Source organism: Rhizobacter sp. P2_G4 (assembly GCF_056403575.1).
The window spans coordinates 1,046,225-1,069,383 of sequence record NZ_JBFUFG010000001.1 but is presented as its reverse complement, the minus strand read 5'-3'; the positions used below and the strand labels follow the sequence as shown (position 1 = coordinate 1,069,383).

20 protein-coding genes and 1 tRNA gene are annotated in these 23,159 nt (G+C 63.3%); 4 read left to right on the top strand and 17 right to left on the bottom strand.

Features of this window, described 5'->3' with window-relative positions:
* Positions 1 to 6 precede the first annotated feature (6 nt).
* Positions 7 to 705, bottom strand: a complete 699-nt coding sequence (locus AC1DYS_RS05110) for a TVP38/TMEM64 family protein (protein ID WP_477897303.1) — start codon at positions 703 to 705, stop codon at positions 7 to 9.
* On the opposite strand from AC1DYS_RS05110, the gene AC1DYS_RS05105 reads away from it, so the two are divergent.
* Both AC1DYS_RS05105 and AC1DYS_RS05100 read left to right on the top strand, forming a co-directional pair.
* Positions 612 to 2,831 (top strand): TonB-dependent receptor plug domain-containing protein, encoded by a 2,220-nt coding sequence (locus AC1DYS_RS05105; RefSeq protein ID WP_477896673.1) that lies wholly within the window; start codon positions 612 to 614, stop codon positions 2,829 to 2,831. The two genes, AC1DYS_RS05110 and AC1DYS_RS05105, sit on opposite strands and share 94 nt — an antisense overlap.
* Before the next feature lie 387 nt (positions 2,832 to 3,218).
* Positions 3,219 to 4,661: a hypothetical protein gene (locus AC1DYS_RS05100; protein WP_477896671.1), complete on the top strand. Its 1,443-nt coding sequence runs from the start codon at positions 3,219 to 3,221 to the stop codon at positions 4,659 to 4,661.
* Between the two features lie 827 nt (positions 4,662 to 5,488).
* On the opposite strand, the gene AC1DYS_RS05095 is transcribed toward AC1DYS_RS05100, so the two are convergent.
* The gene (locus AC1DYS_RS05095) at positions 5,489 to 5,980 is read right to left on the bottom strand and encodes an RNA polymerase sigma factor (RefSeq protein ID WP_477896669.1); all 492 of its coding nucleotides are present in this window, start codon (positions 5,978 to 5,980) and stop codon (positions 5,489 to 5,491) included.
* Between the two features lie 738 nt (positions 5,981 to 6,718).
* On the opposite strand from AC1DYS_RS05095, the gene AC1DYS_RS05090 reads away from it, so the two are divergent.
* A complete protein-coding gene (locus AC1DYS_RS05090) occupies positions 6,719 to 7,045 on the top strand; it encodes a helix-turn-helix domain-containing protein (protein WP_477896667.1) in 327 nt (108 codons plus the stop codon).
* A 47-nt stretch (positions 7,046 to 7,092) separates the two neighbouring features.
* On the opposite strand, the gene AC1DYS_RS05085 is transcribed toward AC1DYS_RS05090, so the two are convergent.
* From AC1DYS_RS05085 to AC1DYS_RS05050, 8 genes are all read right to left on the bottom strand, one after another.
* Entirely contained in the window at positions 7,093 to 7,953 is an 861-nt protein-coding gene (locus AC1DYS_RS05085) for a DUF932 domain-containing protein (RefSeq protein ID WP_477896665.1), read from the bottom strand.
* Positions 7,954 to 8,021: 68 nt separating this feature from the next.
* Positions 8,022 to 8,495, bottom strand: coding sequence for a single-stranded DNA-binding protein (locus tag AC1DYS_RS05080; RefSeq protein WP_477896663.1), 474 nt, complete (start codon positions 8,493 to 8,495; stop codon positions 8,022 to 8,024).
* A gap of 849 nt (positions 8,496 to 9,344) precedes the next feature.
* On the bottom strand, positions 9,345 to 10,553 hold the full coding sequence (locus AC1DYS_RS05075; protein WP_477896661.1) for a nucleotide pyrophosphohydrolase: 1,209 nt from the start codon (positions 10,551 to 10,553) through the stop codon (positions 9,345 to 9,347).
* A gap of 345 nt (positions 10,554 to 10,898) precedes the next feature.
* The gene (locus AC1DYS_RS05070; protein WP_477896659.1) at positions 10,899 to 11,882 is read right to left on the bottom strand and encodes a relaxase/mobilization nuclease domain-containing protein; all 984 of its coding nucleotides are present in this window, start codon (positions 11,880 to 11,882) and stop codon (positions 10,899 to 10,901) included.
* Entirely contained in the window at positions 11,879 to 12,439 is a 561-nt protein-coding gene (locus AC1DYS_RS05065; protein ID WP_477896657.1) for a hypothetical protein, read from the bottom strand. Before AC1DYS_RS05065 ends, AC1DYS_RS05070 begins: the two co-directional genes overlap by 4 nt.
* Before the next feature lie 86 nt (positions 12,440 to 12,525).
* A complete protein-coding gene (locus AC1DYS_RS05060; RefSeq protein WP_477896655.1) occupies positions 12,526 to 12,777 on the bottom strand; it encodes a helix-turn-helix transcriptional regulator in 252 nt (83 codons plus the stop codon).
* 609 nt (positions 12,778 to 13,386) lie between these two features.
* Positions 13,387 to 13,650: a hypothetical protein gene (locus tag AC1DYS_RS05055; protein ID WP_477896653.1), complete on the bottom strand. Its 264-nt coding sequence runs from the start codon at positions 13,648 to 13,650 to the stop codon at positions 13,387 to 13,389.
* Between the two features lie 128 nt (positions 13,651 to 13,778).
* Positions 13,779 to 16,091 carry a S8 family peptidase gene (locus AC1DYS_RS05050; protein ID WP_477896651.1) on the bottom strand — a complete coding sequence of 771 codons (2,313 nt, stop codon included), beginning with the start codon at positions 16,089 to 16,091 and terminating at the stop codon, positions 13,779 to 13,781.
* 444 nt (positions 16,092 to 16,535) lie between these two features.
* Between AC1DYS_RS05050 and AC1DYS_RS05045 the strand changes: the two genes are divergently transcribed.
* A complete protein-coding gene (locus AC1DYS_RS05045) occupies positions 16,536 to 16,817 on the top strand; it encodes a hypothetical protein (RefSeq protein ID WP_477896649.1) in 282 nt (93 codons plus the stop codon).
* 161 nt (positions 16,818 to 16,978) lie between these two features.
* Here AC1DYS_RS05045 and AC1DYS_RS05040 read toward each other — a convergent pair whose 3' ends face one another.
* The 7 genes from AC1DYS_RS05040 to AC1DYS_RS05010 all read right to left on the bottom strand — a co-directional run bounded on the left by AC1DYS_RS05040 (position 16,979) and on the right by AC1DYS_RS05010 (position 23,100).
* Positions 16,979 to 17,359 (bottom strand): retroviral-like aspartic protease family protein, encoded by a 381-nt coding sequence (locus AC1DYS_RS05040; protein WP_477897274.1) that lies wholly within the window; start codon positions 17,357 to 17,359, stop codon positions 16,979 to 16,981.
* 69 nt (positions 17,360 to 17,428) lie between these two features.
* Entirely contained in the window at positions 17,429 to 17,662 is a 234-nt protein-coding gene (locus tag AC1DYS_RS05035; RefSeq protein ID WP_477896647.1) for a hypothetical protein, read from the bottom strand.
* Positions 17,663 to 18,011: 349 nt separating this feature from the next.
* Entirely contained in the window at positions 18,012 to 19,256 is a 1,245-nt protein-coding gene (locus tag AC1DYS_RS05030) for a tyrosine-type recombinase/integrase (RefSeq protein ID WP_477896645.1), read from the bottom strand.
* Positions 19,257 to 19,439: 183 nt separating this feature from the next.
* Positions 19,440 to 19,515, bottom strand: a tRNA-Phe gene (locus tag AC1DYS_RS05025).
* A gap of 47 nt (positions 19,516 to 19,562) precedes the next feature.
* On the bottom strand, positions 19,563 to 20,261 hold the full coding sequence (locus AC1DYS_RS05020; RefSeq protein ID WP_477896643.1) for a response regulator: 699 nt from the start codon (positions 20,259 to 20,261) through the stop codon (positions 19,563 to 19,565).
* A 6-nt stretch (positions 20,262 to 20,267) separates the two neighbouring features.
* The gene (locus tag AC1DYS_RS05015; protein ID WP_477896641.1) at positions 20,268 to 22,550 is read right to left on the bottom strand and encodes a sensor histidine kinase; all 2,283 of its coding nucleotides are present in this window, start codon (positions 22,548 to 22,550) and stop codon (positions 20,268 to 20,270) included.
* A gap of 25 nt (positions 22,551 to 22,575) precedes the next feature.
* Complete coding sequence (locus tag AC1DYS_RS05010) at positions 22,576 to 23,100, bottom strand: DUF4390 domain-containing protein (protein WP_477896639.1); 525 nt, start codon at positions 23,098 to 23,100, stop codon at positions 22,576 to 22,578.
* Positions 23,101 to 23,159 lie beyond the last annotated feature (59 nt).

Here is a 23,159-nt window from a genome sequence, read left to right as displayed (position 1 = left end):
GTCGAACTATCGTCTCTGTAGCCGGAAGCGACGGATCCACTGGAACGCAGCCCAGCTCGCGGCCGGCAGGCAGGCGGCCGAGAAAACCAACACTGCTGTCGACGATCCTGCTTCGCTCAGACCAAGCCATCCCGCGAGGCCGTACGCGGTGGCGACCAACAGCGATGACGCGACCGCCGATGCGAGAGACGGCAGGAACGGCATGCGCACGCTGCCCGCGAATATCGCAACCACTTCGGCCAAGACGGGTACGGGCCGCGAAGCTGCGATCCACAACAAGCTTGCCGAAAGGTGATCGGAAGCCAACGCATCCCAAGTCTGAGCGCCAACCCACTTGCGAAGGCGCGCAGCAGGCATCAGACGGCCAGTCTGGAAACCAACGACGAATGCCCCGACCATGCCCACGAAGACTGCCAGCCCTCCCAAAGTGGGTCCGAGTAGGAAGCAAAGGCCTATCGAAACCACGCTGCTGGGGATCGGCATGACGACATCTAGCACGAGCAGGATGATGCCCGCCGAGGCTATGGCCCATTTTGTTGCCTGATCCTGCACAACTTGGGGTGCGCTGACATCCATCTGCTCACCCCAGATCACGAACGGGACGATGACAAATGCAGCGAGTGCCAGAAGAAGTGCGAGAACTCGACTCCAGGGCACGAGTCCTGACACGCGGCGCACCCCGTTCTGGCTCTCCCCCTGATCCATCGTTGTCTCCTCCATCGGCCGAGCACACGTTCATGTCGATGCCATGTGTTGGGCGGCGCGCTCGATGTGGTTCCGATCACGGAATAGATCTCAGCAGGGTACGCATCGAAGAACATGGTGCGGACCGCTACGGAAAGAGTACGGCATTGCAGCGGTTTGTACAAACGAGGGTGTCGCACGATGCCGCGTTCGCACGTCTCCTTCTGGCGGCGTGCGCTGTCTTGCTGGGGCAGTTCGCCTACGCTGCGAATGATACTGATGAGATGCCGGCGTCAGCCCAACCGCCAACTTCCCTGAGCCGAGTGGTGGTCTTGGGCGCCCGGGTCCCGCTGACAGCGGGCCAAGAGACCGAAGGTCTGACGGTCCTCACACGCGAGAAGATCGAGCGCATGGGCGTTGCCAGTGGCGCCGATCTGTTGCGTCAGGTTGCTGGCGTGCAGGTGGACCAACTCGGCGGCCCTGGCGGACTGAGCCTGGCCTACATCCGCGGAAGCGACCCCAATCACGTGCTGGTCCTGATAGATGGTGTGCGCGTGATCGATCCCACCAATTCCCGAGGAGGTGGGTTTGATCTTTCGAGCATTAGTCCAAACGAGATCGAGCGTATCGAGGTGCTGCGTGGCGCCGCGTCTTCGACCTACGGTGCCGACGCACTCGGCGGCGTGATCAACATCTTGACTCGCCGCGACGAGACAGGTGCTTCGTCCAGTGCGGGCGCCGGGGGGCTGGGCTACCGCGCCCTCAGCGCGAGAGCGTCTCTTGCCGGCGAAGATGGAAGCCGCCTTTCGCTCTCGGCTTCGACGCTGAAAGATGGACTCGAGTCCGAAGGCAGTCGCCTGAGGCTGGACCAGCTCAGCCTTGCAGGGCGGATCCTGGTATCCAAGGATTCACGCGTGGAGATGCAGCTGCGCCACGCAGATCGCACCAGCAGCACCTTCCCCGATGACAGCGGCGGGGTAGAGCTGGCTGAGATTCGATCTCTCGAGCGCGGACGGTCCGAGGGGACGTCTCTCGGACTCCGCTATCTGGTCGACGCAGGAGCTTGGTCGTTGACGCTGGAGGGAACCGGGTTCCGCCATCTGCAGATCACCGACTCACCCGGCGTGGCGCCAGGCGTGCGCAGCGACTTCGGGCTGCCGGCATCCTCCTCGAGGACGCTCTACAGGAGAACCGGCGTGCTCCTGAACGCTGTCAGGCACATGGCCGGTGGGACCGAGCTGGCCCTCGGCGGCGAATTCCAGCGAGAGCAGGGCACCGCAGTCACGACCTACGAACTGTTCGGCATGCAGATCCCGGCAGACTTCGACCTGCGCCGCAACACCCGGTCGGCTTTCGCCGAAATCAAATGGGTCGCCAGCCCGAAGCTGACCGTGCGTGCGGGAGTTCGTCACGATGCTGTCGACGGCAACGGAGCGCAGACCAGTCCGACGGTCGGTGTCCGCTACGGCCTGTCCGAGGCCAACGATGATGCCGATGGACATCTCATGGCAAGCTATTCCGAAGGCTTCAGGCCGCCCAGCTTCTTTGCGCTGGGTCTACCACCAGCGCTGGGTGGCAATCCGACGCTCAATGCAGAGCACAGTCGAGGTTTCTCGGTCGGGTACGGGAAGAGTCTCCCGCGGGGAGTGGGCGAACTTTCGATGGCCGTCTTTCGAAGGAACTACACAGACCTGGTGACGTTCGACAACGAAGCCAACCAGCTGGTGAATGCAGAGCGCGTGTACGTCAAAGGATTCGAGTTCGCGATCCAGTTGCAGGCCAGTGAAACATTCAATCTGCAGGCGCAGTACACGCGCCTCATCAGCCGGGTGAGTCCCGCCGACGAACCATTGCGGCAGCGTCCAGGCCATCGAGCCGGCGTCCAGACTGCCTGGCAGGTGACGGCGCGCTCACGTCTAGTGTGGCGACTCGAGTTTGCCGACCAGATCTTCGACTCGTCAATCCCGACAGGAAACCGGTTCCTGCCGTCCTACCTGCGCAACGACCTGGTACTGACGCACACGGTCACCCCGGCGTTCACCATCTCGGCGGCCATCGACAACCTTGCCAATCGGAACAACCTGTGGTACGTCGGGGCTCGATCGCAGGGTCGACGCGCGCGGGTCGGCGCCAGCACTAGCTTTTGATCGAGAGGGGGCTGCTTTCGTTGCTTGAGCGGGTCGCCACGCAGAGTCGTGTCTGTCTGGCGCACCTCCTGTTGTCGCTCGTTTCAATCCCTTCGAAACCACAGCTAAGAGAACGGTATTGAGTCTCGCGTGATGTGCTCAACAACTTTAGGGATTCTCTGGAGCATTGATCGTTGCTATACATCAGGCCGGCTCATCGGATGAGGGTTTGATGAATTCGACGCGCCCCTGCCTATCAACATCCCGACTTGGGAGATATCAATGCTTCTCGGACGCAAATCGAAGGTCGCCCTCTGCCTCTGTGGATTGATGCTCACCGCTAGCTTGGCTACATCGGCATTGCTTCCATCCTCCGACGAGCCGATTTCCTATATAGGTCATGGTGCCATGTTGGACAAAGGCGGTGTCGAACTTGCGCCGACGCTGCGCGTCATCGGCCGCGCCCAATCGTGGTATCTCCAGATGCTCACGCAGCGACTGAGTGTCGAAGATGGCGCCAAATTTGCGCAGCTTCAACGCCGCCTAACGAAGGACGAATCGTCGGATGTGCAGGCGCGCTTGGTCGTCGAGTCGCGACTTCTTGAATGGCTGGTCCACCATGCGAAGATCGAAAAGAAAGCCGAGTTGTTGGGAAAGCTCGCGCTCCTTCGCAGCAAGCTTAGGTACGTGAGAGTCGCCGATGGATCGGCACCTGCGTCCGCTGCAACGCTGTACGAGTTGCCGTCACAGGTGTCGGAACGCTTGAGAGGCGAGCCGGAGCTCAAGGCATTGGCGTCCAAGTCTCCATTCCTGGCGGTGACAGGGGTAAGCGGCGAGGCCTATCGAAAGCTGTGTTCAGAGCACGGAGTGCCGTTGCCCCCTGATTTCGGACCCGGTTCAGCGTGGCAGTCGCAAGGGGTCATTGACGCAAAAGATCTCTTCCTCGAGCGTGGGATGAATGCCGAGGTTCTGACGTACACCAGTGCGAGCCCTGCCGGCCTGTGCATCGCTTTGCCCCGCTTCGATGACAAGAACATTGTCCAAGCGGACGGCGTCGTGTGCCTTGGCCAGGTAGATCCCTTGGATGCGAAACGCGCCAAGGTTTGCTTCTGGGACAACCAAGACCCCAACAAGCCCGAGCTGGATTCTCAGTTCACGTTCCCGCGCGGCTCTGTGCAACCGATATCTCAGTTTGCGGGTGGGAGCGATCTGCGTGCCAAATCTGGCGGCGTCTGTTCAAGCTGCCATGCGGGCGAGAATCCTTACGTCATCCACGGGACGGTTCTGAACGGGGTGTCGACGAAGTTCGCCACGTTGATATTCGCCAAGACTTGGTATGAGCCGATCGTTCGCACGGGCGACACCGAGCCTTGGCCCGAGAATCCCGGGCCGATTGCGGCTGCACCCAACAGCTGCACGAAGTGCCACGCCGAAGAGGATGCGGGACGGCTGCCAGCACTTTCACCCGCTCTCAAGTCCTACTGCAGTACGGTGCTCAGGTCCGCGGTCGGCGCTCGGGCTCCACCCTTGCCCGATGAATCAGGGACCTTGGCGGCCAATGCTCCACCGTCGATGCCACCGACCAGGCCGGGCAGTTACGCCTGCACTCCGAACATTCCTGCCGGAGATCCGAGGTACGTCCAATGCACTGCTGCGCATACGACGGCATGCACGCCGAACTTTGCTGACGACGATCCTCGCAAGGGCGACCGGCTGTACGAGGTTAAGTGCACGTCCGACCTTGCATCCGTTCTTGCGCAGTGCGAGGTCCCTCTGGTCGCCTTCAAGCGACCGCTGAGTGCCGACAAGGCCCTAGCGGTGAGTGCTGCGGTGATGAAGGCGCGCAAGTAGCTCACGAGTCGGTACCGTTTAAGTTGGCGATCTCGGTTCGAGCAGTGGTAGTCACGTCTGCACCATATTCGCGCTGCGGATTTCTTCGAATCTATTTCGAAAGCCGCCACGGCCCATCCGACGCAATCAGCATCTGTGACCCTCGCAGGGCCTTCTAGCACTCATCAATACGAAGTGCCGGCTGGATGCTCGAACATGCGCGCCAATCGTCAGCACCTCGATCTTCGACTGGGTTATCACACACCCTCGCTGCATCGCTGCCGGCCGCGAGTCGAACGGCGCCTCAAGACTGGCTGCCGCCGGTAAGGGCGCGCAGGCGAATGGCTGCGGGGTAAGCGTCTAGCCAACCCATCTTGAGAACCGCAGTCGCAACGATAACGATGCTGTCCGGTTAACAAATAGCTGGACAGCATGGAAGCAGACCAGAGTCTCAAGCGCAGGCGCTACACCCGTGACCTGCTGCGTTTCCCTGGGCCACTTATCCTGCATAACTTCATCAAGCTCGGCAACTGCGCGCGCTCGACCTCTGGACCCCCCGCTGCGGGAGTGGCGTCGAGCGTGACGTGACTCCGGCCAGCTACACGGGCACTGAGGGCGTCGGAGTCGACCAATGTCCCCGCCCCCTCTTAGGCCCGCTCCGGTCGGCGGCCCCGCTTCTCGGCCGCCCCCTTTTGCGTGCAGACGCTAGCGAGCCTTCTGGCCGAGAAGCTTGCGACGCGGAGACTGGCCCGGGGTGTTTGGCAGCGGAACTCGATGCCTGCTTCAACGAGTTGGATCTGGCCGCCTTAGCGGCACAAGACTTGAATCGGCGTGCGGTCTTCGGTCGCCTACCAGCCTTCCATCCATGTGGTCAGCTGGAGCGTTGCCTTGGCAATGTGCTTCTCCACCGTGCTGACACTCAGCCCGTGCCGCTGGGCAATCTGTTGATAGGTCAGAGCATCGATCCGATGGGCCAGGAAGATTTCGCGTGTCTTGTCGCTCAAGCGCCCGAGGCATTCACTCAGGCGCGCCATGCGTTCCTTGGCCAGAACCACAGCCTCGGTGTCCGGAGATAAGTCCAGGAGGACCACCTCCTCCAGGTCAACCTCTTCTCCATGTCCAATTCGCGTCCTGTGCGCGTCGATGGACAGATTCAATGCCGTGCGCATCAGGAAGGCATCGGACTGCTCCACCTCGTGATCGCGCTCGTAGCAGGCCATGCGCACCCAGGCCTCCTGAACCAGGTCGTCGGCGTCATGTCCGCTGCGACCGCGACGCATCAGCGCCGCTCGTACGCGCGACAAGGCGTCGCGCCAGTCCTTGATGATTCGAGCCGTCATGGAAGGCTCAGGAGCCCTGGAGGTCGGTCGTCGAGAAGGCAGGCGCATCTCTTGAGTCGAAGCGGCGACTCCCGCTCGCCACATCTGGGAGGCCTTGGTCTGCCCGCCGTAGAACGTCCGAAACGAAGGCAACGGCATCGGAATCGTTCGGCCGCCTTTCCCGTTGACGCACAGCCCGATCTACCGCCTTCTGCACAAACTCTGCGGCGTCGTTAGCCAACCGAACGGTGCGCCTTTGGCGGGTCCTCCGATGAGGTCCCGGAGCATCGAGACCGTCCTCCCCGAGAACAGTTGTCGCCGCGAACCGCTTCGAGGTTTCAGTGCCGATCGCATTCCATGCAACGGCTGGTCTTACACACACCGATCCGATTCTCTCGACTCCTCGTGCCTCCAAATCGGCCGCGATTTGGCGCGCCACGGATGACGACTCACCTTGCCAAGCACCCAACACTTCGCACTCCCCGCTCGCCGAGATGCCAAGTGCCCAATGCCAATCAAGCGATTCGCCCTGATTGCATGCGGCGAGTCGAAACGCTCCGAACTGCGCGAACGAATATCTGCGGCACAGCGGCCTGCTCAACCAGCCACCGGGCTGCGCTCGACGTTCCTCGTTCATTCCGACCAGCCGGCATTGATTGCGACCTGCTTGATTGGCGAGTGCGTTCATAGAGCCTCCTGAGCACTTAGTGTCACGTCTTTCGTGACGACGAATTATGGACCAGTCACGAGACTCGTGACATGCCTCAAGCGGGAGTCCAGCCCACAACAATCGTCGGTCGACGCATGCGCGCCCGACGAGAAGAGTTGGGTTGGTCCCAGGAGAAGGTCGGCGTGCTCATCGGCATCGACGAGTCAAGCAGCAGGGCTCGGATAAGTCGATATGAGCTCGGTGTGCATGAGCCACCGATCGCCACCGCCAGACTGATCGCGGGCGCGCTCGGCGTGTCGCTTCCCTACCTGTACTGCGAAGACGACGCAGTGGCGCAGCTCCTGCAAGCGCTGCATCAACTTTCCAAGGAGCAACGTGCCCGGACCGCAAGGCAGTTTCTCGCGGCGATTGGATAGTTTTACCTCGGTTCGGGCAGCAGGCTCCCGTGAAGGAGCCTGTCCGCTCAGGTTTTCAACTTGCGCATCTCTTCGGCCAGCACCCACAGCGCCCGGTTGAGACTCACGCTCCGATCGATGCTGCCGACCGCGCGCGTCCGCATCCGTCGCCCTTGGACGCTTCGACCTGACTGGCCTCCCCTCAGCATGTTTTCCTGCAGGCGATTCATCGAAACCCACAGGCTGCGTCCGAGGTCTTCCGGGCGCCGTGATTCGATCAGCTGCTCGGCCGTGATCGGTGCCGCGGCTTGCCCTTCGGTGGGCTCGCCATAGCGAAGCGCGAGGGCGGCCGTGGCGAAGGCGTGTTCTTCCTCGGGCTTCAAGTCGAGCAGCTTCATGCCGTCGATCGATGCATCGACGGCTTCAAAGTCGCCGAGAACCCGAATCGCGCCCTCGATCACCTCGTCCTGAATGTCGCCCCGGTGAGGTAAGCGAATGTCGTGCGCGATGTCGCCGACGACGAGGCCGTTGCAACAGACGTAGCGGACCACGCCGCAAAGTAGTTGATAGCAGCTGGCGCCGTCGTGGCTGTTGATCAGGATGATCTCGTTCGCCTCGGCCTTGCTGCCGACGTGGTGGGCGTGACGCATGCGGATCATGTGTTTGGTGAACTCGGTCTTGCCTTCGATGCGGCTCTTGCTCTGCGCGACCATGAAGGGCTCGAAGCCCTCTGTGCGTAGGCCACGCAAAACCTCGATGGTCGGGATGTAGCTGTAGCGCTCGGAACGGCTGGCGTGCTTGCCGCTGGCAAAGATCGACGGCGCGGCCTGGCGCATCTGGTCCTCGGCGAGCGGGGTCTCGCTGCGAAGGACGAAGGTGTTGCGCGCGAATCGCGTGGCGAGGCTGGGGGAGGCGTTAGATGAATGCATGTCGACTCCAATCGATTGGGTTTGAGAAAAGCGAGCGGGCGCATCCGCCCTGCCCGCCGGATGTCTGTTCACTGCTGACCAGGCGCCGCAGCCCTGCCTGCGCTGCGTCCGTTGCGGTCGCGCGATGCGCTCTGTGTCGGCTGTCGGGCAGCGGCCGGTTTGTCGTCCCGCGCCCCTCCTTGCCGTCCCCGTCGCGCGTCGGCCTCCGCCCGGCTGTCCAGGTAGTCCAGTTCCTCGCAGGTGAACTGGAAGCCGTAGACGGTGCTGCCGCCTTTCTCGTAGTTGTTGTTCTGCAGGCGCCCGACCACGTTCACGCGCGAGCCCTTGCCCAGGTACTCGGCGGCGTTCTCGGCCTGCTTGCCCCACAGCGTCCACTGGATCGCGGTCGCTTCCTCGACCCGGTCCTCACCCGACCCGCGGCGGCTGTTGCTGATGACGGTCACGATGCCCTTGGCAACCTCGCCGTCGCGACCCTTGACGAACTCGACGCGGACCGCCGTTGCCAGACGCGCATTGCGTTGTTCCACTCGTACGAAAGCCATGATGTGCTCCTTCAGAACGACCAGCCGGCCACCGTGTGGTGAGCCTTCCAACTGATCCTTCTGCTCGGACTTCCTCGCTCCCGCCCACGGGCGGGCGGGGGGTGGGCAGGGCCTGTTCCCTCACGGGAAGAGGTCGGGAGATGGGTGGGGTTCTCGCCAGCAGCCGAAGCAGTGAGCCAGTTCCCGGCCCACCGCATCGAAGATCCCACCACAAGTCCCCCTCACGGAGGACGGGGGCGCCGCTGGGGGGAGCGCGGTGGGTTGCCCTGGCGCACGCGCTGCCACGGTCTTGGGCGGCGCAGCGCCGCGACCGATGTGCCAGCTCGCTTGGCGCAGCGGTTGCAGCGAAGCCGGCCCAACATCCCCGAGCAGCGGCGCCTCTGCGACCGACGTGACACCGAGCGGAGCGAATGGCGCGGCGGCCGAGCCGCTGTGAGCACTGCAGGGAATCGGCCTTCAGCGGCCCGGCATCGGGCAGGGCGGGTGCACGGGGTTGCGATCTGGCGGGTGTGCAGCGAACGCAGCGCAGCGCAGAGAACGGAACACCGGCCAGTTCGGCAAGTGGGCTCGTTCACGTACCCCGTGAAGGAAACCAGCCTGCGGTCCCCGGGCACGGGAACGGGCCGCTGCGCATGAGGGATGGCCGCCCGCAGGGGCGAGACGCCGGGCCTTCGACAGCGGCTCGACGCACCGCGCCACAGCCCGGCCCCGCGCCGCGGGGACACGCCCCAAGAGATCAGCCCAACACGATCGATCGCCGACACCCTGTCAAGCGGCGACCCACAGGCATCACTGCACGCAACGTCGGTAGCGCAGGGTCTCAGTGACCTTGTCACCGCGCCATCGTTGTCACCCCTTGGCCAGACTGGCCTCGACCGCCTTCCCGAACTGCGGAAAAGTCACGGCGCCCGAAGCCCCGATTGCCACCAGCGACCGGGCAATCAGATTTCGCAAAGCGACCTCCACGGACTCGTCTGATGCCGCTGCACCCAGCAAGGCCTTGAGCATACGCCGCAGCGATGCCTGCTTGACCGGCCGCTGGTCACCCATCTTGCGTAGGCTGTCGGTTATCTTCTGCAGCATGACCGACGACCCGGCCGTAGCACTGCCGGCCTGCGCCTTGGCGGGCAGCGGTGCAGGTTTCACAAGCTTCGCGGGATGGCCGGCTTTCTTCGCTGCGGGCGGCTGCACTTTCTTGGCAGCCGCCTTCTTCGGCGAGGTCTTCTTCGCGACGAGTGTCTTGGCAATCGGCTTCGGAGCAACCTTCTTCGCAGTCGCCTTCTTCGCGGCCGCCTTCTTGGCGACGGCTGTCGCGGGACGCGGAGCGGCAACCTCGACGACCTTCTGAACCACCGGTTCCGCCGATCGCGCGTGGCCGTGCTGGCGCACCGCAAACCCCAGCACCTTCGCGTGCTCCAGCATCGGCTCGTAGCCCTTGTCATTGGCCACCACGACAAACTTCGCCTGCTGATTGCGCGAGGCGATGTAGCCCATGTAGAACGACAGGTGAAAGTCCAGCGCGTTCTTGCCCGTCTTGCTGATCGGCACCGCCGTCATGCCGGTGCCGAAAGACGCAAAGCGCTGCTCGACCTGCTTCTGATGCGGTCCGTGGAAGACCCAGACCCGGGTGGCCTCCGGCACCATCACTCGCAGCTCGACCTCGGTCGGCTGCACATTCTCGTAGTCCAACAGGATGTGCGTGTCGGCCGACGACGCCTCGGCGGGCTCGACCACCGCCACCACGCGCTTCGCCGGGTACTTCTCGGCATTGCGCACCAGCTTGTCCTTGACCGCCTGCACGACATCGACCTGCGTGTGGTCCGCCACCTGCAGCAGGTAGAGCAACACATCGGCGATCTCCTCGCCAATGCGCTGCTTCGACGCCGCATCCAGATGCGCCTCGCGCGACTCCTCCGGCGTCATCCACTGGAACACCTCCGCCAGCTCGGCAGCCTCCACCATTAGGGCAGTCGCCAGGTTCTTCGGTGTGTGGAAGGGTTGCCACTCGCGCTCGGCCGCGAAGTGGCGAAGCGTGGCCTGCAGGTTGGCGATGTTCATGGCTGTGGAAACCTCTGGTTCTCCGCGATGGGGCCATCTTGCCAGCCCACCCCTCACCCCGGTGGGCGAACGCCACCTGCATGACACCAAGTCACCCGCAGGCGAGGCGACTGGCGCGTGGGTCGAGCCGGCTCGACCCGTGCAAGGCCTTCAGCGGCCCGGCACCGGGCATGGCGGGCGACCAAGGTGTGATCTGGCGCGCCGATCCGCTACCGAAGCGCAGCGCCGCGAGCCGAGCCGCCGCCAATTCGCCAAGCGCTCGTTCATGTACCGCATGAAGGAAGATGGCGCGCGCTCCCGGCACGGGAACGAGCCGCGTCCCAGCGCGTTTGAATCGAGGCGGGGTCAGCGACCGATGTCACGACCGCGGTCCTGCGGCTGACGCTGCGGCGACACATTCGCAGGCGTCCGCCCGCCGCGCTGTCGTTCGACCGCCCAGTCGCGCACGGCCGGCGACTCGCGCACGAAGCGTGCGATCTCGCCTGACAAGCGGCGGTCCTCCGGCCGGTCCGACGCGCCCAGCGCACGCGCAATGTGCGCCCACGCCTCCAAGGCACCTCCGCGGCTGATGCGATAACGCTCACCGGACTTCGCCGACTCGTCGTCACGGAGCAGCCTTCCGTCGGCGCGCGCCTTCACACGCCACAGAGGATCGGCCTGGCGATTGGCGCCACGCGTCGCCTGCCGCGTCGCCTCGGCCTCCACACCCCAGCCGCGCAGCTTCTTCGCGAACGTCTCGCGCCAGCGGTGGAGGTCCGCCTTGCGCGGATTCAGCCGCACACCCGACCTGGACTCCGCACGTACAGCCAGGTGCACGTGCGGATTGGCCTGGTGCTCATGCAGCACCATCACATACGCGTGGTCCTTCAGCTCAACCTTCGCGAACTCGCGTGCCGCCTGCCTCACGATCCGGGGATCGGTGCCCTGCGGCATCGACAGCACGATGTTGAACGCCTCACGCCGAGGGCTGATCTCCTCGATCAGCGACCCGCCGAAGCGCCATTGCTCCACCAGGTCGTGCAGCGCCTCCCTGCCCTGGCTCACCACGCCTCGATCGTCCTCGATGTCCAGGCGTCCGTTCTTGCTGATGTAGCGGAAGTGCGCCGCGATCGCTGCCATCCCACGACCACCGCCGGTCACCTTGACCATCACCTGCGGCATGCGCCGGCTCACCGTGGCCGCGATCCGGCCACGGAGGACCGCCGCCTTGCGCCGCGTCAACGCGTCCAGCCGCGCGGGTGGCATCGGCCTGACGATGCGATTGTCCGGATAGAACAGCCGCTCGCCCCACTGGACCAGCACGCCATCGACGCTGGGGCCGGATGTCATCTCGGCACCCGTTCACGGCGCCGTGCGCCATGGCGCAGCCTCATCCGCTGCTGCGACGTCAGTTCGGTCATCAGCCGCGACGCCACCTCCAGGTGCGCTCGCATGTCCACAGCAAGCGACATCAGGCCGGCACGGTACTTCTCCGCCGCCTCATCGCCTTTGGCGTTGCGTATCAGCCGAAGGAACCCGTGGATGTCGGCACTCATCGCCGCGACCTTGTGCGTCGAATCGGCAAGCGCTGCGACGGCAGCGCCGTGGTCAGCGGACCTCGGGCCCGGCGGCTGCCCATCCAGAAGTCCCATCACATAGGCGCCCTGCGAGACGTCGGCCGACCGAGCGCGACGGGCCAGCCAAGACGCGTGCGCGCCATCGAGGCGCAGCGTCACCTTGACGGCTCGCACATCGATCGGCTCGGCGACACGACCCGGTTCCGCGGGGCCGCCCTCGGCATCGAACGCCGCGACAACGGCTGCCCGCACCACCGCGGCGGTCGTCTTGCCGTGAGCAGCAGCATGAGCGTGCAACCGGGGACCGATCCCCCGAAGGTCGATCGTCACGCGCTCGCGTGGAGACGGAGTCACGATTCCCTCGCGATGTCGTCGTCAACCCTCGGTACACCCATGATGACGAGTGCCCGCCGCGATCAGTGCGCGGTGACGGGACGCGCTTCGCTCCAGGCCTCCACGTCCGAGCGCCGCCATGCGACGGCACGGGGTCCGAGTCGAACAGGGCGCGGGAACTGCTCCTCCGCGATCAGCCGGTAGAGCGTGGAGCGGCTCAGTCCCGTGACGTGCAGGACCGCCGGCAGACGCAGGAGCACCGCGACAACATCACCAGGAGCTGGCGATTGCCGAAGCTCACTGATCGCAGCGAGCGCATCTGAGGGATGAGCCATGTGACCTCCGTCTTGCCAGCTTGACGATGCAACCACCAGGAGTCGTTTGGCGCGACGATTCAGAGCCAGAAATCATCGAGCAGAACGACGCGGGAGCATCCAAAATGACGGGTGACGCATTAACTTTAGGACCAGAGGGGTCGGATCGCGCGATGAATTCCGGCGGAAGTTGAGCACTGGGCCAGTGCCTTGCGGCAAAGGCGGAGAGTGGAAACCGGCGTGAGGCAACGCGTTGCGCGCCCGGTGCGCCACGCGTTCGACGAGGACAGCTCGCTCGACGTCGCCTCAAATGGCTGGTGAGGGACCAAGTCCTCCTTCACCCGCTGTCCGGAAGGCGCTTGTTCCGAACGAAGACGATGATCGCCGGTGCGCGGACATCTGCCCATCGACGATCGGGAACCCGGGTTCCGCGGCGAAGAACCTGCCGAGCTTGGCAAGTTCACCGTGAACGGCGCGGGGATTGCAACGCAGCTGACGTGCCTCACTCGACGAATGGAAGGAGTCTCTCGCGACAACGCAGTCCGTGCCGCCATCGGCTGGCGCTCCTGACTTCGGAGGTCAACGCGGATACAACCTGCGGATGAAGGACTCCGAGGTCGGACGACCGCTTCAGCGAATGATCGGAAGATCTCGAGACAGAGAGACGGCCTCGACAGAGGGGTCCAGCTCCAAGCGACGAAGGTCACCGGCGGGCATTTCAGCGGAGAACAGCTCCGGTGAGAATTCGGCCCGCGGCGCAACATACGACGGACGCTTGGCGCCCTTCCGCAATCGCACCATGACGACCACGCGCTCACCGTCCGCGCGAGCGGAAGCCAGCCCTGATGCGGGGAGCGTCTCGAGCTTGTTGAGCAGTGCGAGGTTGATTGCCATGAATCAATAGCTGAGGGTATTTGTTCAGAATACACGCGTGCGTGACGCGTTGCAACGATAAATCCCCAACTTGGTGCGATGTTGCATGCAATTGTTTGACGAAGTGCCAGCACTGTCAAACCATCCGGTCAAATGGCCCTGGAAGACGCCCGCCCCGCCCCGGATCGCGGATCCCATGCTCCAGCGCCGGCCACCGGGGCGGCGGGGTCCGCGCCAGCCAACAGCTTGGCCCTCAACTGCGCGCTGGACAATGCAATCCCGTTGCGAGTTGCCTCGGCCATCATCAGCGCCACAAGTCCGGTGACAGCAGGCGCGGCCATGCTGGTTCCGGACTTGCGGGTGAGGCCGTTCCTGGTTCTGGAGCGGGCGGCGATCACGTTGCCGCCAGGTGCGGAGATCTCCGGCTTCTGTCTACCGTCCCGCGTCGGGCCGGAACTCGAGAAGCTCGACAAGGGGAACGCAGCTTTGTGAGCATCGTATGACCCCACCACAATGGTTTCGTACCCGGTCGAGATCGATCCCAGGGTGTGTGTCGGCACTGGCGTGACGAACGAGGACTGGCTGCCATCCAGCCGCTCGAGCCAGGCGTGATAGTCGACAGGCGCATTGCTGAGCGAGCGCAGCCTGACGGTCCATGTCCCGCCCGCCACACCGCCTGCGACCCAGATGCCGATGACATTGCAGTTGTTGTTGGGATCGCCGAGCCGGCTGCTGATGAAGATGGCGACCTGGGAGCCAAGGGCAAGCGGCTGGCTGTTGCCAGGCTGCACGGTCGCTACCTGGGTTCCATCGGGGCCGATCAACGTGATCTCGAGGCGCCGGTTACCTTCGTACCAGAGTTCGAACTCGCCTCCCGCCTCTTCGATAAGAGTCCAACCCAAGTCGACCGATTGGCCCATGCCGACGATGCCGCTGGTATGGATGTCATCTGTCTGGGAATTCGAAGCGGCAATGACGATTGCGCGATTCGGCTTGGCGTTGACCAGTGCATCCATGCCCTGCTCCAGCAACGAAGTCCCGTCGTGCGGCCCGCCGTTGGTTCCGAGACTCAAGTTGACGACGCACGGCCTGTCGCCGGCAAGTTCAAAGATGTACTTGACCGCTTCTAGCATCTGCGCGGAGTCGCCGAACGATTGCTTGACCACGTCCGGGCCGGTCCAGGCGATGTCCGTCGCCGAGATCTCCACGAACACGATGTCCGCGTCCGGCGCCACACCCGGCAGGCCGGTCCCGGCGCCATTGCCGGCCGCAATGTCCATGACATGCGTGCCGTGCTGGCCTTGTTCATTGGGGGTGTCGGGGCGTGGGCCATACCCCAGTGCTGCATAGGGATTCGGCGCCTGAAGAGCCGCGTCAATCTCGGCAGTCGAATAGAGGCGTCCGTACCCGAAAGGACTGTTCGCGCGTGCGACGCCCGATTGATCCCACAGCGCGAGCAGGCGTGTGCTGCCATCGGGCTTCAGGAAGTTCTGGTGCGCGAAATCTCCGCCTGTGTCCACGATGCCCACGACCACGCCACGCCCACCTCCCGGCGTGATGCCCGCTCGCACCAAGTCCGCCGCCCGCACACCCATGGTCTCGGCTGTCTTTGCCAGTGCGGTGTGGACCGGCTGAGAGGCTTTCAAGCTAAATACTGCCGGATCTGCGCGGACCGCCTCCAAGCGGTCCACAGCCACTCGGCCCGTAACGATGGTCGTTCCGTCCTGTGCCTTTCCAAGGTCGGCACCGGTGTGCACGTCGGGCATCTCTTCCCATTTCGCCATCGACGCGACCCTAGCGATGACGGGCACCTCTTCTCCAGTCGCTGACGAGATCGCGACCGACTGCTTCCCCGCACGCTTGTTGATGACCGCGAGTTGCAAGCGGGGGTCCATGTCCTTGTTGACCCGATTCGATACAGGCTTGAGATCCGAGATGAGTCCTCCTGAAACGACCGACAGCCTGGTGTTCAGTTCGGCAAGCGGCACCGGCGGAATGGACAGGATTGCTTCGGCGAAAGACGCTGTCGGCAACAGCGTCCCGGGCTCGACGGCCGGATTCTCCGTGCCCAGCGCGGATGCCCGTCGGAAGGTATCGCCTTGAGAAGCTTGCAACACCGATGAGAGGTCGGGAAGAAGGAACGGTGCAGCCCAGTCAAGATTGGTTCGCCCAGGCTTATTGACGGAAACCCAGCGGCCACTCTTTCGAACCTGAAGCTGAGCGGCATCTGCCGCTGGGGCTGTGGTTGCGGGCCCTTTCTTGATTTCAAGAAAGCTGTTGAGCGTATCGGCGCTGAGACTGCCGTAGACGGCACGAACAGCAGGAGAAATGGGAACCGTCAACGAGTACGCCGGCTCCGGCTCCGGCACTTGCTGCGCACGGCGCTTCTTGGCGGCGGGCGGACGAGCGATGGACTTCTTCGCGGCGGGCCTGCCACCGCCAGATGACTTTTTCGCGGCCATGTGTATCTCTCCCTGTTGATTTCCAAGCGCCAAGGTGGGGGCACTGATACCTGCACGGCGAGACCCACGCGACTCGCGCCCCGTCCGTGCAACCACGGCTCGCAGCAGCCCGCATCATTTGCTTCCCCATTGCAGCCCGCATCCCTACGATTAGCAATCCTCTTCTCTAGGGATGCAGATCACTCAACATTGCCACATGACCTGGATCACGTCGTCATTGGCCTGGGAACTTCCGGTCGCGCTTGGCCAATGCCACATTACCCCTCACGGCTCTGCCCTTTTGATGCGGTAACTCATTCAATTGGTTGAATCGGCGCTGTCATCAGCGCTCGCTTTGTAGGAGCCCTAAGGCGAAGCGCGCCACCGCTGTTAGAAGCTTGGAGCACTTGGCACCGCTCTATGGCATGAGCCCTTCAGTCCCGTCCAAGAATTACTGCAGCATCGGTGGCAGCCGACCATGACGGCAAGCTGATCGAGTTGGCCATCGTCAGACTAGTTGCGGGGACACATACCGAGTTTCACACCTGGAATTCGACGAGCCCTCGTATCGACGATCAGGTCGACCTCGCAATCTTGGATCTGGCCCGCGGCAATGGCGTGAGCCGGAAGCATCTGCAATGTGCCGCACTGCGGATGCGCACCGTGCTCACCGGCATCAGAAGCTTAACCATGCGCATGGAAATGCGCCAATTCACCCAGCTGACGAATGGCTTCCAACGAAGGTGAGAACCTTGAGTACGCCGTAGCGCTGCTTTTCCTGCACTACAACTTCGCCCCACCTCCACAAGGCGTTGCGGTGGTCACACTGCCACGACGGCCGACATCACCGACCGTGTATGGTCCCCGGAAGCGATCGCGACGCCAGCCGATTGAGAATCGGCAGCCCTCTATTCGTAGTGAATTCGCAAGTTTTCAGAAGGCCCATTCCAAGCGAGGTGAATGTACGTAAGGATGTTCCGGCCGAGAAGTCCGTCGAACGGCATGTGAGGAAACTCCTTCGCGCCGATCAGAGTCTCAAACCGTCTCCCATTCGTGGTTCCAAATCCACCAATAACAAGGCCAATGTCATATGCGGGCTGATTTTCCTCAACGCCGTTTGCAGTCTCCACGTCGATCCAACTTCGTGGGGTCAGCCCAAGTTGATTCATGTACGCCGGGCGAACCCACGAACATGTAGCCCCGGTGTCAATCAGCAACGTGACAGATACTGGATCGGGCGGCGTCCGACCTTCTGAGCGCAGCGCCTTCCACCGCCCTACGCCAACCACGAGCTGGACGGGAATGACTGCGCCAAAAGGCTGTATCGGGATCTCAGGGAGATTCCTCACACTCGGTATCTACCGAATGCGATGGAAGTGCGTTACCTGAGGAGTTTCAAGCACCTGTTTAACGAAGAACTCTTCGTTCAGTCCGTACTGCTCGTATGCCCAACTCAGCGCCTGCTCGTACGTGGGTAAAACGCGCTCCACGTTAGAACTCTTAAGAACAGCGAATTCGCCTTCGTGGCGGTCCGCCAGAAGCTTCGGAAGGGCCTTCTTGAAGGCGTCGATTTCCGCTTGGAATGTCAGCATCTTTGCCTCCGCTTGCGGTTGCGACTTCGCACTCAACGTTTGCACGGGCGGCGCGTGAGCATAATTTATAACGAAATGATAAACAAATCAACGACTTAGCCCAAGTTCTTAGACAGTTTTCCACAAGCATACACACAGGATATCAACAGTTTAAAATATCAACCCGAAGAATTCTTTAAAATCAATGGCTTAGGCTAGAAGTTAAGGCAATTTATCCACAGCTTATAACCACCCCTTAACAACAAAAGCAGTGCTGCGCAGGCTCGCCTGTTACACCTCCCTCCAGCGCTACTCAGCGTCAATCTGTCGACATCAGGAATCCCTACGTCCTCGAACGGCAAACGGCGGTTCAAGCGTTCCTCCGCGCAAGGACCTCCAACAGATCCGCCCAGGCCTGAACCATCTTGCGGCGTTGCGCAAGGTGCGTCGCCCGGTCATAGCTGCTACCCAACTCTTCATCCGACACGTGGGCCATGTGCCGCTCGATGACCTCCCTGTCCCAGTGGAGCAACTCGCGTATCAGCGTGCGCGCGGTAGCCCGAAAGCCGTGACCCGTCATCTGCTCTCGCGTGTCGTATCCGAGCGTCCGCAAGGCAGCATTGATGGTGTTATCGCTCATGTAGCGCGTCGCCTCGGACCGCTTTGCCATGCTCTTGAAGACTGGACCGGCCGGCCCCGTCAACGGCTTGAGGTCGAGCAGGATGTCGATCGCCTGAGTTGGCAGGGGAACATAGTGGGCCGGCGTCCGAGGATCACGCTTCTTCCACTCCCGCATCTTCATGTTCTCAGGAGGGCAGCGCCACAGCTTCTGCTCCAGGTCGATATCCTCCCAATGCGCAAGTCGCAGTTGTCCGGGACGCTGAAAGAGCATCGGTGAAAGACGCAACGCTGCTCGCGTGACGACGTTGCCTTGATACGCTGCGATATCACGCAACAGTTGTCCGAACTTCTCGGGGTCTGTGATCGCCGCATAGTGGCGTGCTCGAGGTGCAGGCAGGCCACCGGTCCGGTTGTTCACGAAGTTTCGTCCGGGGTCCAGCGTGCCCATGTCGACGGCGTACTGGTACACGTGCTGGACCGCCTCGCGCACCCGTTGCGCGGTCTCCAGGTGCCCGCGATCCTTGACGCGATGAAGGCACCGCACCAACTCCGTCGGCTTGATCTCTTCTATCTTGAGGCGTCCGATCCACGGAAAGACGTGCAGCTCCAGATGGCGCAACACCTTCTCGGTGTATCCAGCTGACCATTGCCGATCCTTCGAAGCCTGGACGAGCCAGGCACGAGCCGTCAACTCGAAGGTGTTGAGGTGAGCAAGACGCGCAACCTCCTGCTCTTCACGACGCGCTCGAACAGGGTCGACGCCGTCGGCCCGCTTCTCCGCTTCGGCCCTCGCCATTTTGCGAGCGACCGCCAGCGAGACCGCGGGATAGGGCCCAAGACTCAGCTTGGCCTGTTTGCCCCAGCGCTGATAGCGGTAGACCCAAACCTTGCTCGTTGGCCGTATCCGAAGGTATAGGCCGTCGCCATCCGCGAGAAGGAATTCGACGTTCCGCGGCTGCGCCGCCTTGATCTGACGCTCGTTGAGTTGGCCCATGTTGTACCCAAAAATGACTGCAAGAAAATGAGGCAGTCTGGGTACAACAATTGGTACGCGCAACGACGAGACGTTGGTGGATCGTCTGGGACCTTCTGAGCCGCTCTTTCGAGGCTAAGTCCCTGTTTTGCAAGGGCTTTCGGCTTTTCTGGGAAGGCCCGGGACGGTCCGGGAAAAGAGGGGTGGTGGCCAAGGGCGGAATCGAACCACCGACACGCGGATTTTCAATCCGCTGCTCTACCAACTGAGCTACTTGGCCTGAATCTCTGACGAGAGCCGGCGATTATAGCCGCTTGAAAGCGGCAGTCAGTTGCCCCCGACTCCGCGTTTGTTTCGGCTCAGGTCCACGCCCAGCTGCTTGAGCTTGCGGTAGAGGTGGGTTCGCTCCAGGCCGGTCTTTTCGGCGACGCGGGTCATGCTGCCGTTTTCTTTGGCGAGGTGGAACTCGAAATAGCTTTTCTCGAAGGCGTCGCGGGCTTCGCGCAGTGGGCGGTCGAGTTCGAACATCTGCTCGGGTTGCGGACCCAGCACCAGCGGCACGGCGGGCAGCGGGCTGATGCCACCGCCAATCATCGGGGACTCCACGGTGACGCTGGTCTCGATGCGGGTGATCACAGTCGCCGGTATCGCGCTGCGCGCGGTCGGCTTGGCGAGCGCTTGTTCCACAGCCCGCAGCAGTTTCTGCAGCGTGATCGGCTTTTCGAGGAAGGCGATGGCGCCGACCTTGGTCGCTTCGACCGCGGTGTCGATGGTGCCGTGCCCGGACATCATGATCACGGGCATGTTGAGCAACGCGGCGGCGCCCCATTCCTTGAGCAGCGTGATGCCGTCGACGTCGGGCATCCAGATGTCGAGCAGCACGAGGTCGGGGCGCACGCGCTCCCGGCAGGCACGCGCCTGGGCCGCGTTTTCGGCCAGTTCGACGCTGTGGCCTTCATCGGTCAGGATTTCTGACAGCAGGGCACGAATACCCAGTTCGTCGTCGACAACAAGAATGGTGGCCATGAATCCTCAGTGCGCCCGTGCTTCGGCATTTGCCACGACAGCGGGGGTGCTGTCTGCCGGCGCAAATTTTGAAAATGATAACGAAACTTGCGCCCCCATCACCTGAGCGCCTTCGACGCCCCCCTCGGTCAGGTTTGCTAGGCGAATTCGGGCGCCGTGTTCGTCGGCGATTTTCTTGACGACAGCCAAGCCGAGGCCTGTGCCTTTGGTCTTGGTGGTGACATACGGTTCGAAGGCTCGCTTGAGCACCTTCTCGGTAAAACCGGGCCCATTGTCGATCACTTGCAGTCGCACAGCGCGGATCTCGCCATGGTCCGTGCGGGCGATTTCGGTCCGCAGACGCACCCAGCCTTCAGGGCGCTCGGCCACCGCGTCGAGCGCGTTCTGCACGAGGTTGTGAATGACCTGCCGCAGCTGCGTGGTGTCGCCCAGGATGGTGGGCAATTCAGGGGTCAGCTCAGCACTCAGGCGGCCCGACTCCTGCGCGGTGGCGTAGAGCGTGAGCACTTCGCTGACGAGCGCGTTGAGATCGAGAGCGCGCGGTCGGGCAGCCGGCAGGCGGGCGTAGTCGCGGAACTCGTTGACCAGCGTCTTCATGGCCTGCACCTGGTTGACGATGGTGCCCACCGAGCGCACGAGCATCGCCTGGTCGAGGCCCTCGAGCTTGGATTCGAGCTTGTGCTGCAGGCGTTCGGCCGACAGCTGGATCGGCGTGAGCGGATTCTTGATCTCGTGGGCGAGGCGGCGCGCCACTTCGCTCCAGGCTTCGGCGCGCTGCGCCGAGACCACTTCGGTGATGTCGTCGAACACCATCAACTGGCCGGCATGCGGCATGGAAGCACCGCGCACGAGCAGTGTGATTTTGTCGTTCTCTCGCCCATTGGCGGCGGTGGTCTGCAGATCGAAAGCATCCTGCCAGTGGTCGCGCTCGCCGGCTTCGGGGCTGCCACGGTGCAGTTCGAAGCGCTGCGCCACGGCCGCGGCAAAGTCTTGCAGGCCAGGCACCTCGCTCAGCAGGCGGCCGCGGTAGGCCGAGACCGGCAGGCGAAGAATGCGCGTGGCACCGGGGTTGACGGTGTCGATGTGGCCGTCGCGGTCGAACACGATCACGCCGGCGGTCAGGTTGTCGAGGATGGTTTGCAGGTTGGTGCGGGCCGCTTCAAGCTGCGCCAGGCTGCGCTGCACCAGCGAGCGGGCTTCGGAGAGTTGTTCCGTCATGTCCGCAAACGAACGTGTGAGGCCGCTCAGCTCATCACGTGAGGCGAACACCTGTTTGCGCGTGAGGTCGCCGCGTGCCACCTGGCGCACACCTTCGGCGAGCACCAGCAGCGGCCGCGCGAGCTGGTTGCCCAGCGTGACGGCCAGCAGCAAGGCACCGAACACGGCCAGCACCAGCGTCAAGGTCAGCGTGCCGATGTACATGCGGCGCAGACCGTCGCGCGCCAGCGCCCGCTGCTGGTATTCGCGGTAGGCGGCCTGCACCGAGAGAGCGTTGGTGACCATGGCGGTTGGCAGCATCTGCGTCACCATCAAGAAGCGGTCTTGCGACTCCAGCGAGAAACTGTTGCTGGGCATGTAGGCCATGGCGCGCACGCGCGCCGCGCTCGAGGCAGCGATGCTGTCTTCGTCCAGCCCCTCGAGCTGGCTCACGACGCGTGCGCTGCGCACCTGCCGCAGCTGCATGGCGTTGGGCCGATCGGGCGAGAACGCCGTGGTGATGCGGCCCACCGTCAGCAGCACCTGCCCGTTGGCGCCGAGCAGCGTGACCTCTTGCGCCGACAGCTGCTCGCGCAGCCGCTCCAGCGCCAACGGTGGCACCGGGTTGGCGGTGTCGCTCAGGCGCTCGGCGGCGAGGCGCGTCTTGGTCGCCAGGTCGTTGACCTGCGCATCGAGCGTGGCGCGGCCGAGGCTCAGACCGGCATCGAGTGCGCCCTCGACCTTCACGTCGAACCAGGTCTCGATGCTGCGCGATACGAACTGGTACGACACGGTGTAGATCAGCACGCCCGGCACCACGCCCACCATCGCGAACACCGCTGCCAGCCGCAGGAGCAGGCGGCTGCCGAACTTGCCACGCCGCACGCGCAGCAACAGCCGCACGCCGGCAATGCCGATCACCAGCAGCAGCAGCCCGGCCACCACCACGTTGACCCAGAACAGCCAGACGTAATGCCGCTCGTACAGGCCACGGCTGTTGGTGGCAAGCGAGAGCAGGAACACGAGCACCAAGCCGGCGCCCGTCACGGCGACCAGCGAAACGATCCAGGCCCAGCGTGAGGCTTTGGTCATGGCAGAACCTAGCTCACCGGCACGGTCAGTTCAAGCGGCGAACCCGCTCGATGCGCAAAGTCCAGTCGGCCTGGCCGCCGATGCCGATCTGCATCGGACGCGGCATCTGCGTCGTGTCGAGCTGGTAGCTGAACTCGACGTAGTGGCGGCCGTCGTCGAGCATCGACGGCTCGGCGAGCTTCCAGTTGATGGTGCGGCTGACGGCGGTCAACGCGTCGGACAGACTGTCGTAATGCTGGCTCAGCCCGCCGAAGGTGACGCGGTACTTGCGTGTCAGCGGCTGGTAGGCCAGGCGCCAGGTGCGGGTGACGCTGTTGACCTCTTTGTCGCGCCAGTACCAGCGGTCACGGAAGACGTCGGCCTGGGCGACGAAGAACAGCGGCACGCCTTTGAGCAGCGCGTCTTCGACGGTGCGCGACAGGTCGAAGCGGGCTGAAAAGCTGAGCACCAGGCCTTCATCGGTGCGGGCCAACTCGAAACTGTCCAACGTGATCGGCTCGGCCCGTGCAACCGGGCTGCCCAGCAGCATCAGCAGGCACAAGGCCAGCATGGCCCACACCCGCACCCAGGCGGACAGAGGCCGGGTCGGCGATCCAGGGTAGGCGGCGG

Excerpts from the sequence above, each read along its gene's own strand:
- AC1DYS_RS05060 (WP_477896655.1), bottom strand. The coding sequence starts at position 12,777 with ATGGCTCATCCCTCAGATGCGCTCGCTGCGATCAGTGAGCTTCGGCAA.
- AC1DYS_RS05050 (WP_477896651.1), bottom strand. The coding sequence starts at position 16,091 with ATGGCCGCGAAAAAGTCATCTGGCGGTGGCAGGCCCGCCGCGAAGAAG.
- AC1DYS_RS05015 (WP_477896641.1), bottom strand. The coding sequence starts at position 22,550 with ATGACCAAAGCCTCACGCTGGGCCTGGATCGTTTCGCTGGTCGCCGTG.
- AC1DYS_RS05075 (WP_477896661.1), bottom strand. The coding sequence starts at position 10,553 with ATGAACATCGCCAACCTGCAGGCCACGCTTCGCCACTTCGCGGCCGAG.
- AC1DYS_RS05085 (WP_477896665.1), bottom strand. The coding sequence starts at position 7,953 with ATGCATTCATCTAACGCCTCCCCCAGCCTCGCCACGCGATTCGCGCGC.
- AC1DYS_RS05020 (WP_477896643.1), bottom strand. The coding sequence starts at position 20,261 with ATGGCCACCATTCTTGTTGTCGACGACGAACTGGGTATTCGTGCCCTG.
- AC1DYS_RS05110 (WP_477897303.1), bottom strand. The coding sequence starts at position 705 with ATGGATCAGGGGGAGAGCCAGAACGGGGTGCGCCGCGTGTCAGGACTC.
- AC1DYS_RS05090 (WP_477896667.1), top strand. The coding sequence starts at position 6,719 with ATGCCTCAAGCGGGAGTCCAGCCCACAACAATCGTCGGTCGACGCATG.
- AC1DYS_RS05100 (WP_477896671.1), top strand. The coding sequence starts at position 3,219 with ATGTTGGACAAAGGCGGTGTCGAACTTGCGCCGACGCTGCGCGTCATC.
- AC1DYS_RS05070 (WP_477896659.1), bottom strand. The coding sequence starts at position 11,882 with ATGACATCCGGCCCCAGCGTCGATGGCGTGCTGGTCCAGTGGGGCGAG.
- AC1DYS_RS05010 (WP_477896639.1), bottom strand. The coding sequence starts at position 23,100 with ATGCTGGCCTTGTGCCTGCTGATGCTGCTGGGCAGCCCGGTTGCACGG.
- AC1DYS_RS05080 (WP_477896663.1), bottom strand. The coding sequence starts at position 8,495 with ATGGCTTTCGTACGAGTGGAACAACGCAATGCGCGTCTGGCAACGGCG.
- AC1DYS_RS05055 (WP_477896653.1), bottom strand. The coding sequence starts at position 13,650 with ATGGCAATCAACCTCGCACTGCTCAACAAGCTCGAGACGCTCCCCGCA.
- AC1DYS_RS05035 (WP_477896647.1), bottom strand. The coding sequence starts at position 17,662 with ATGCTGACATTCCAAGCGGAAATCGACGCCTTCAAGAAGGCCCTTCCG.
- AC1DYS_RS05105 (WP_477896673.1), top strand. The coding sequence starts at position 612 with ATGCAGCGAGTGCCAGAAGAAGTGCGAGAACTCGACTCCAGGGCACGA.
- AC1DYS_RS05095 (WP_477896669.1), bottom strand. The coding sequence starts at position 5,980 with ATGACGGCTCGAATCATCAAGGACTGGCGCGACGCCTTGTCGCGCGTA.
- AC1DYS_RS05030 (WP_477896645.1), bottom strand. The coding sequence starts at position 19,256 with ATGGGCCAACTCAACGAGCGTCAGATCAAGGCGGCGCAGCCGCGGAAC.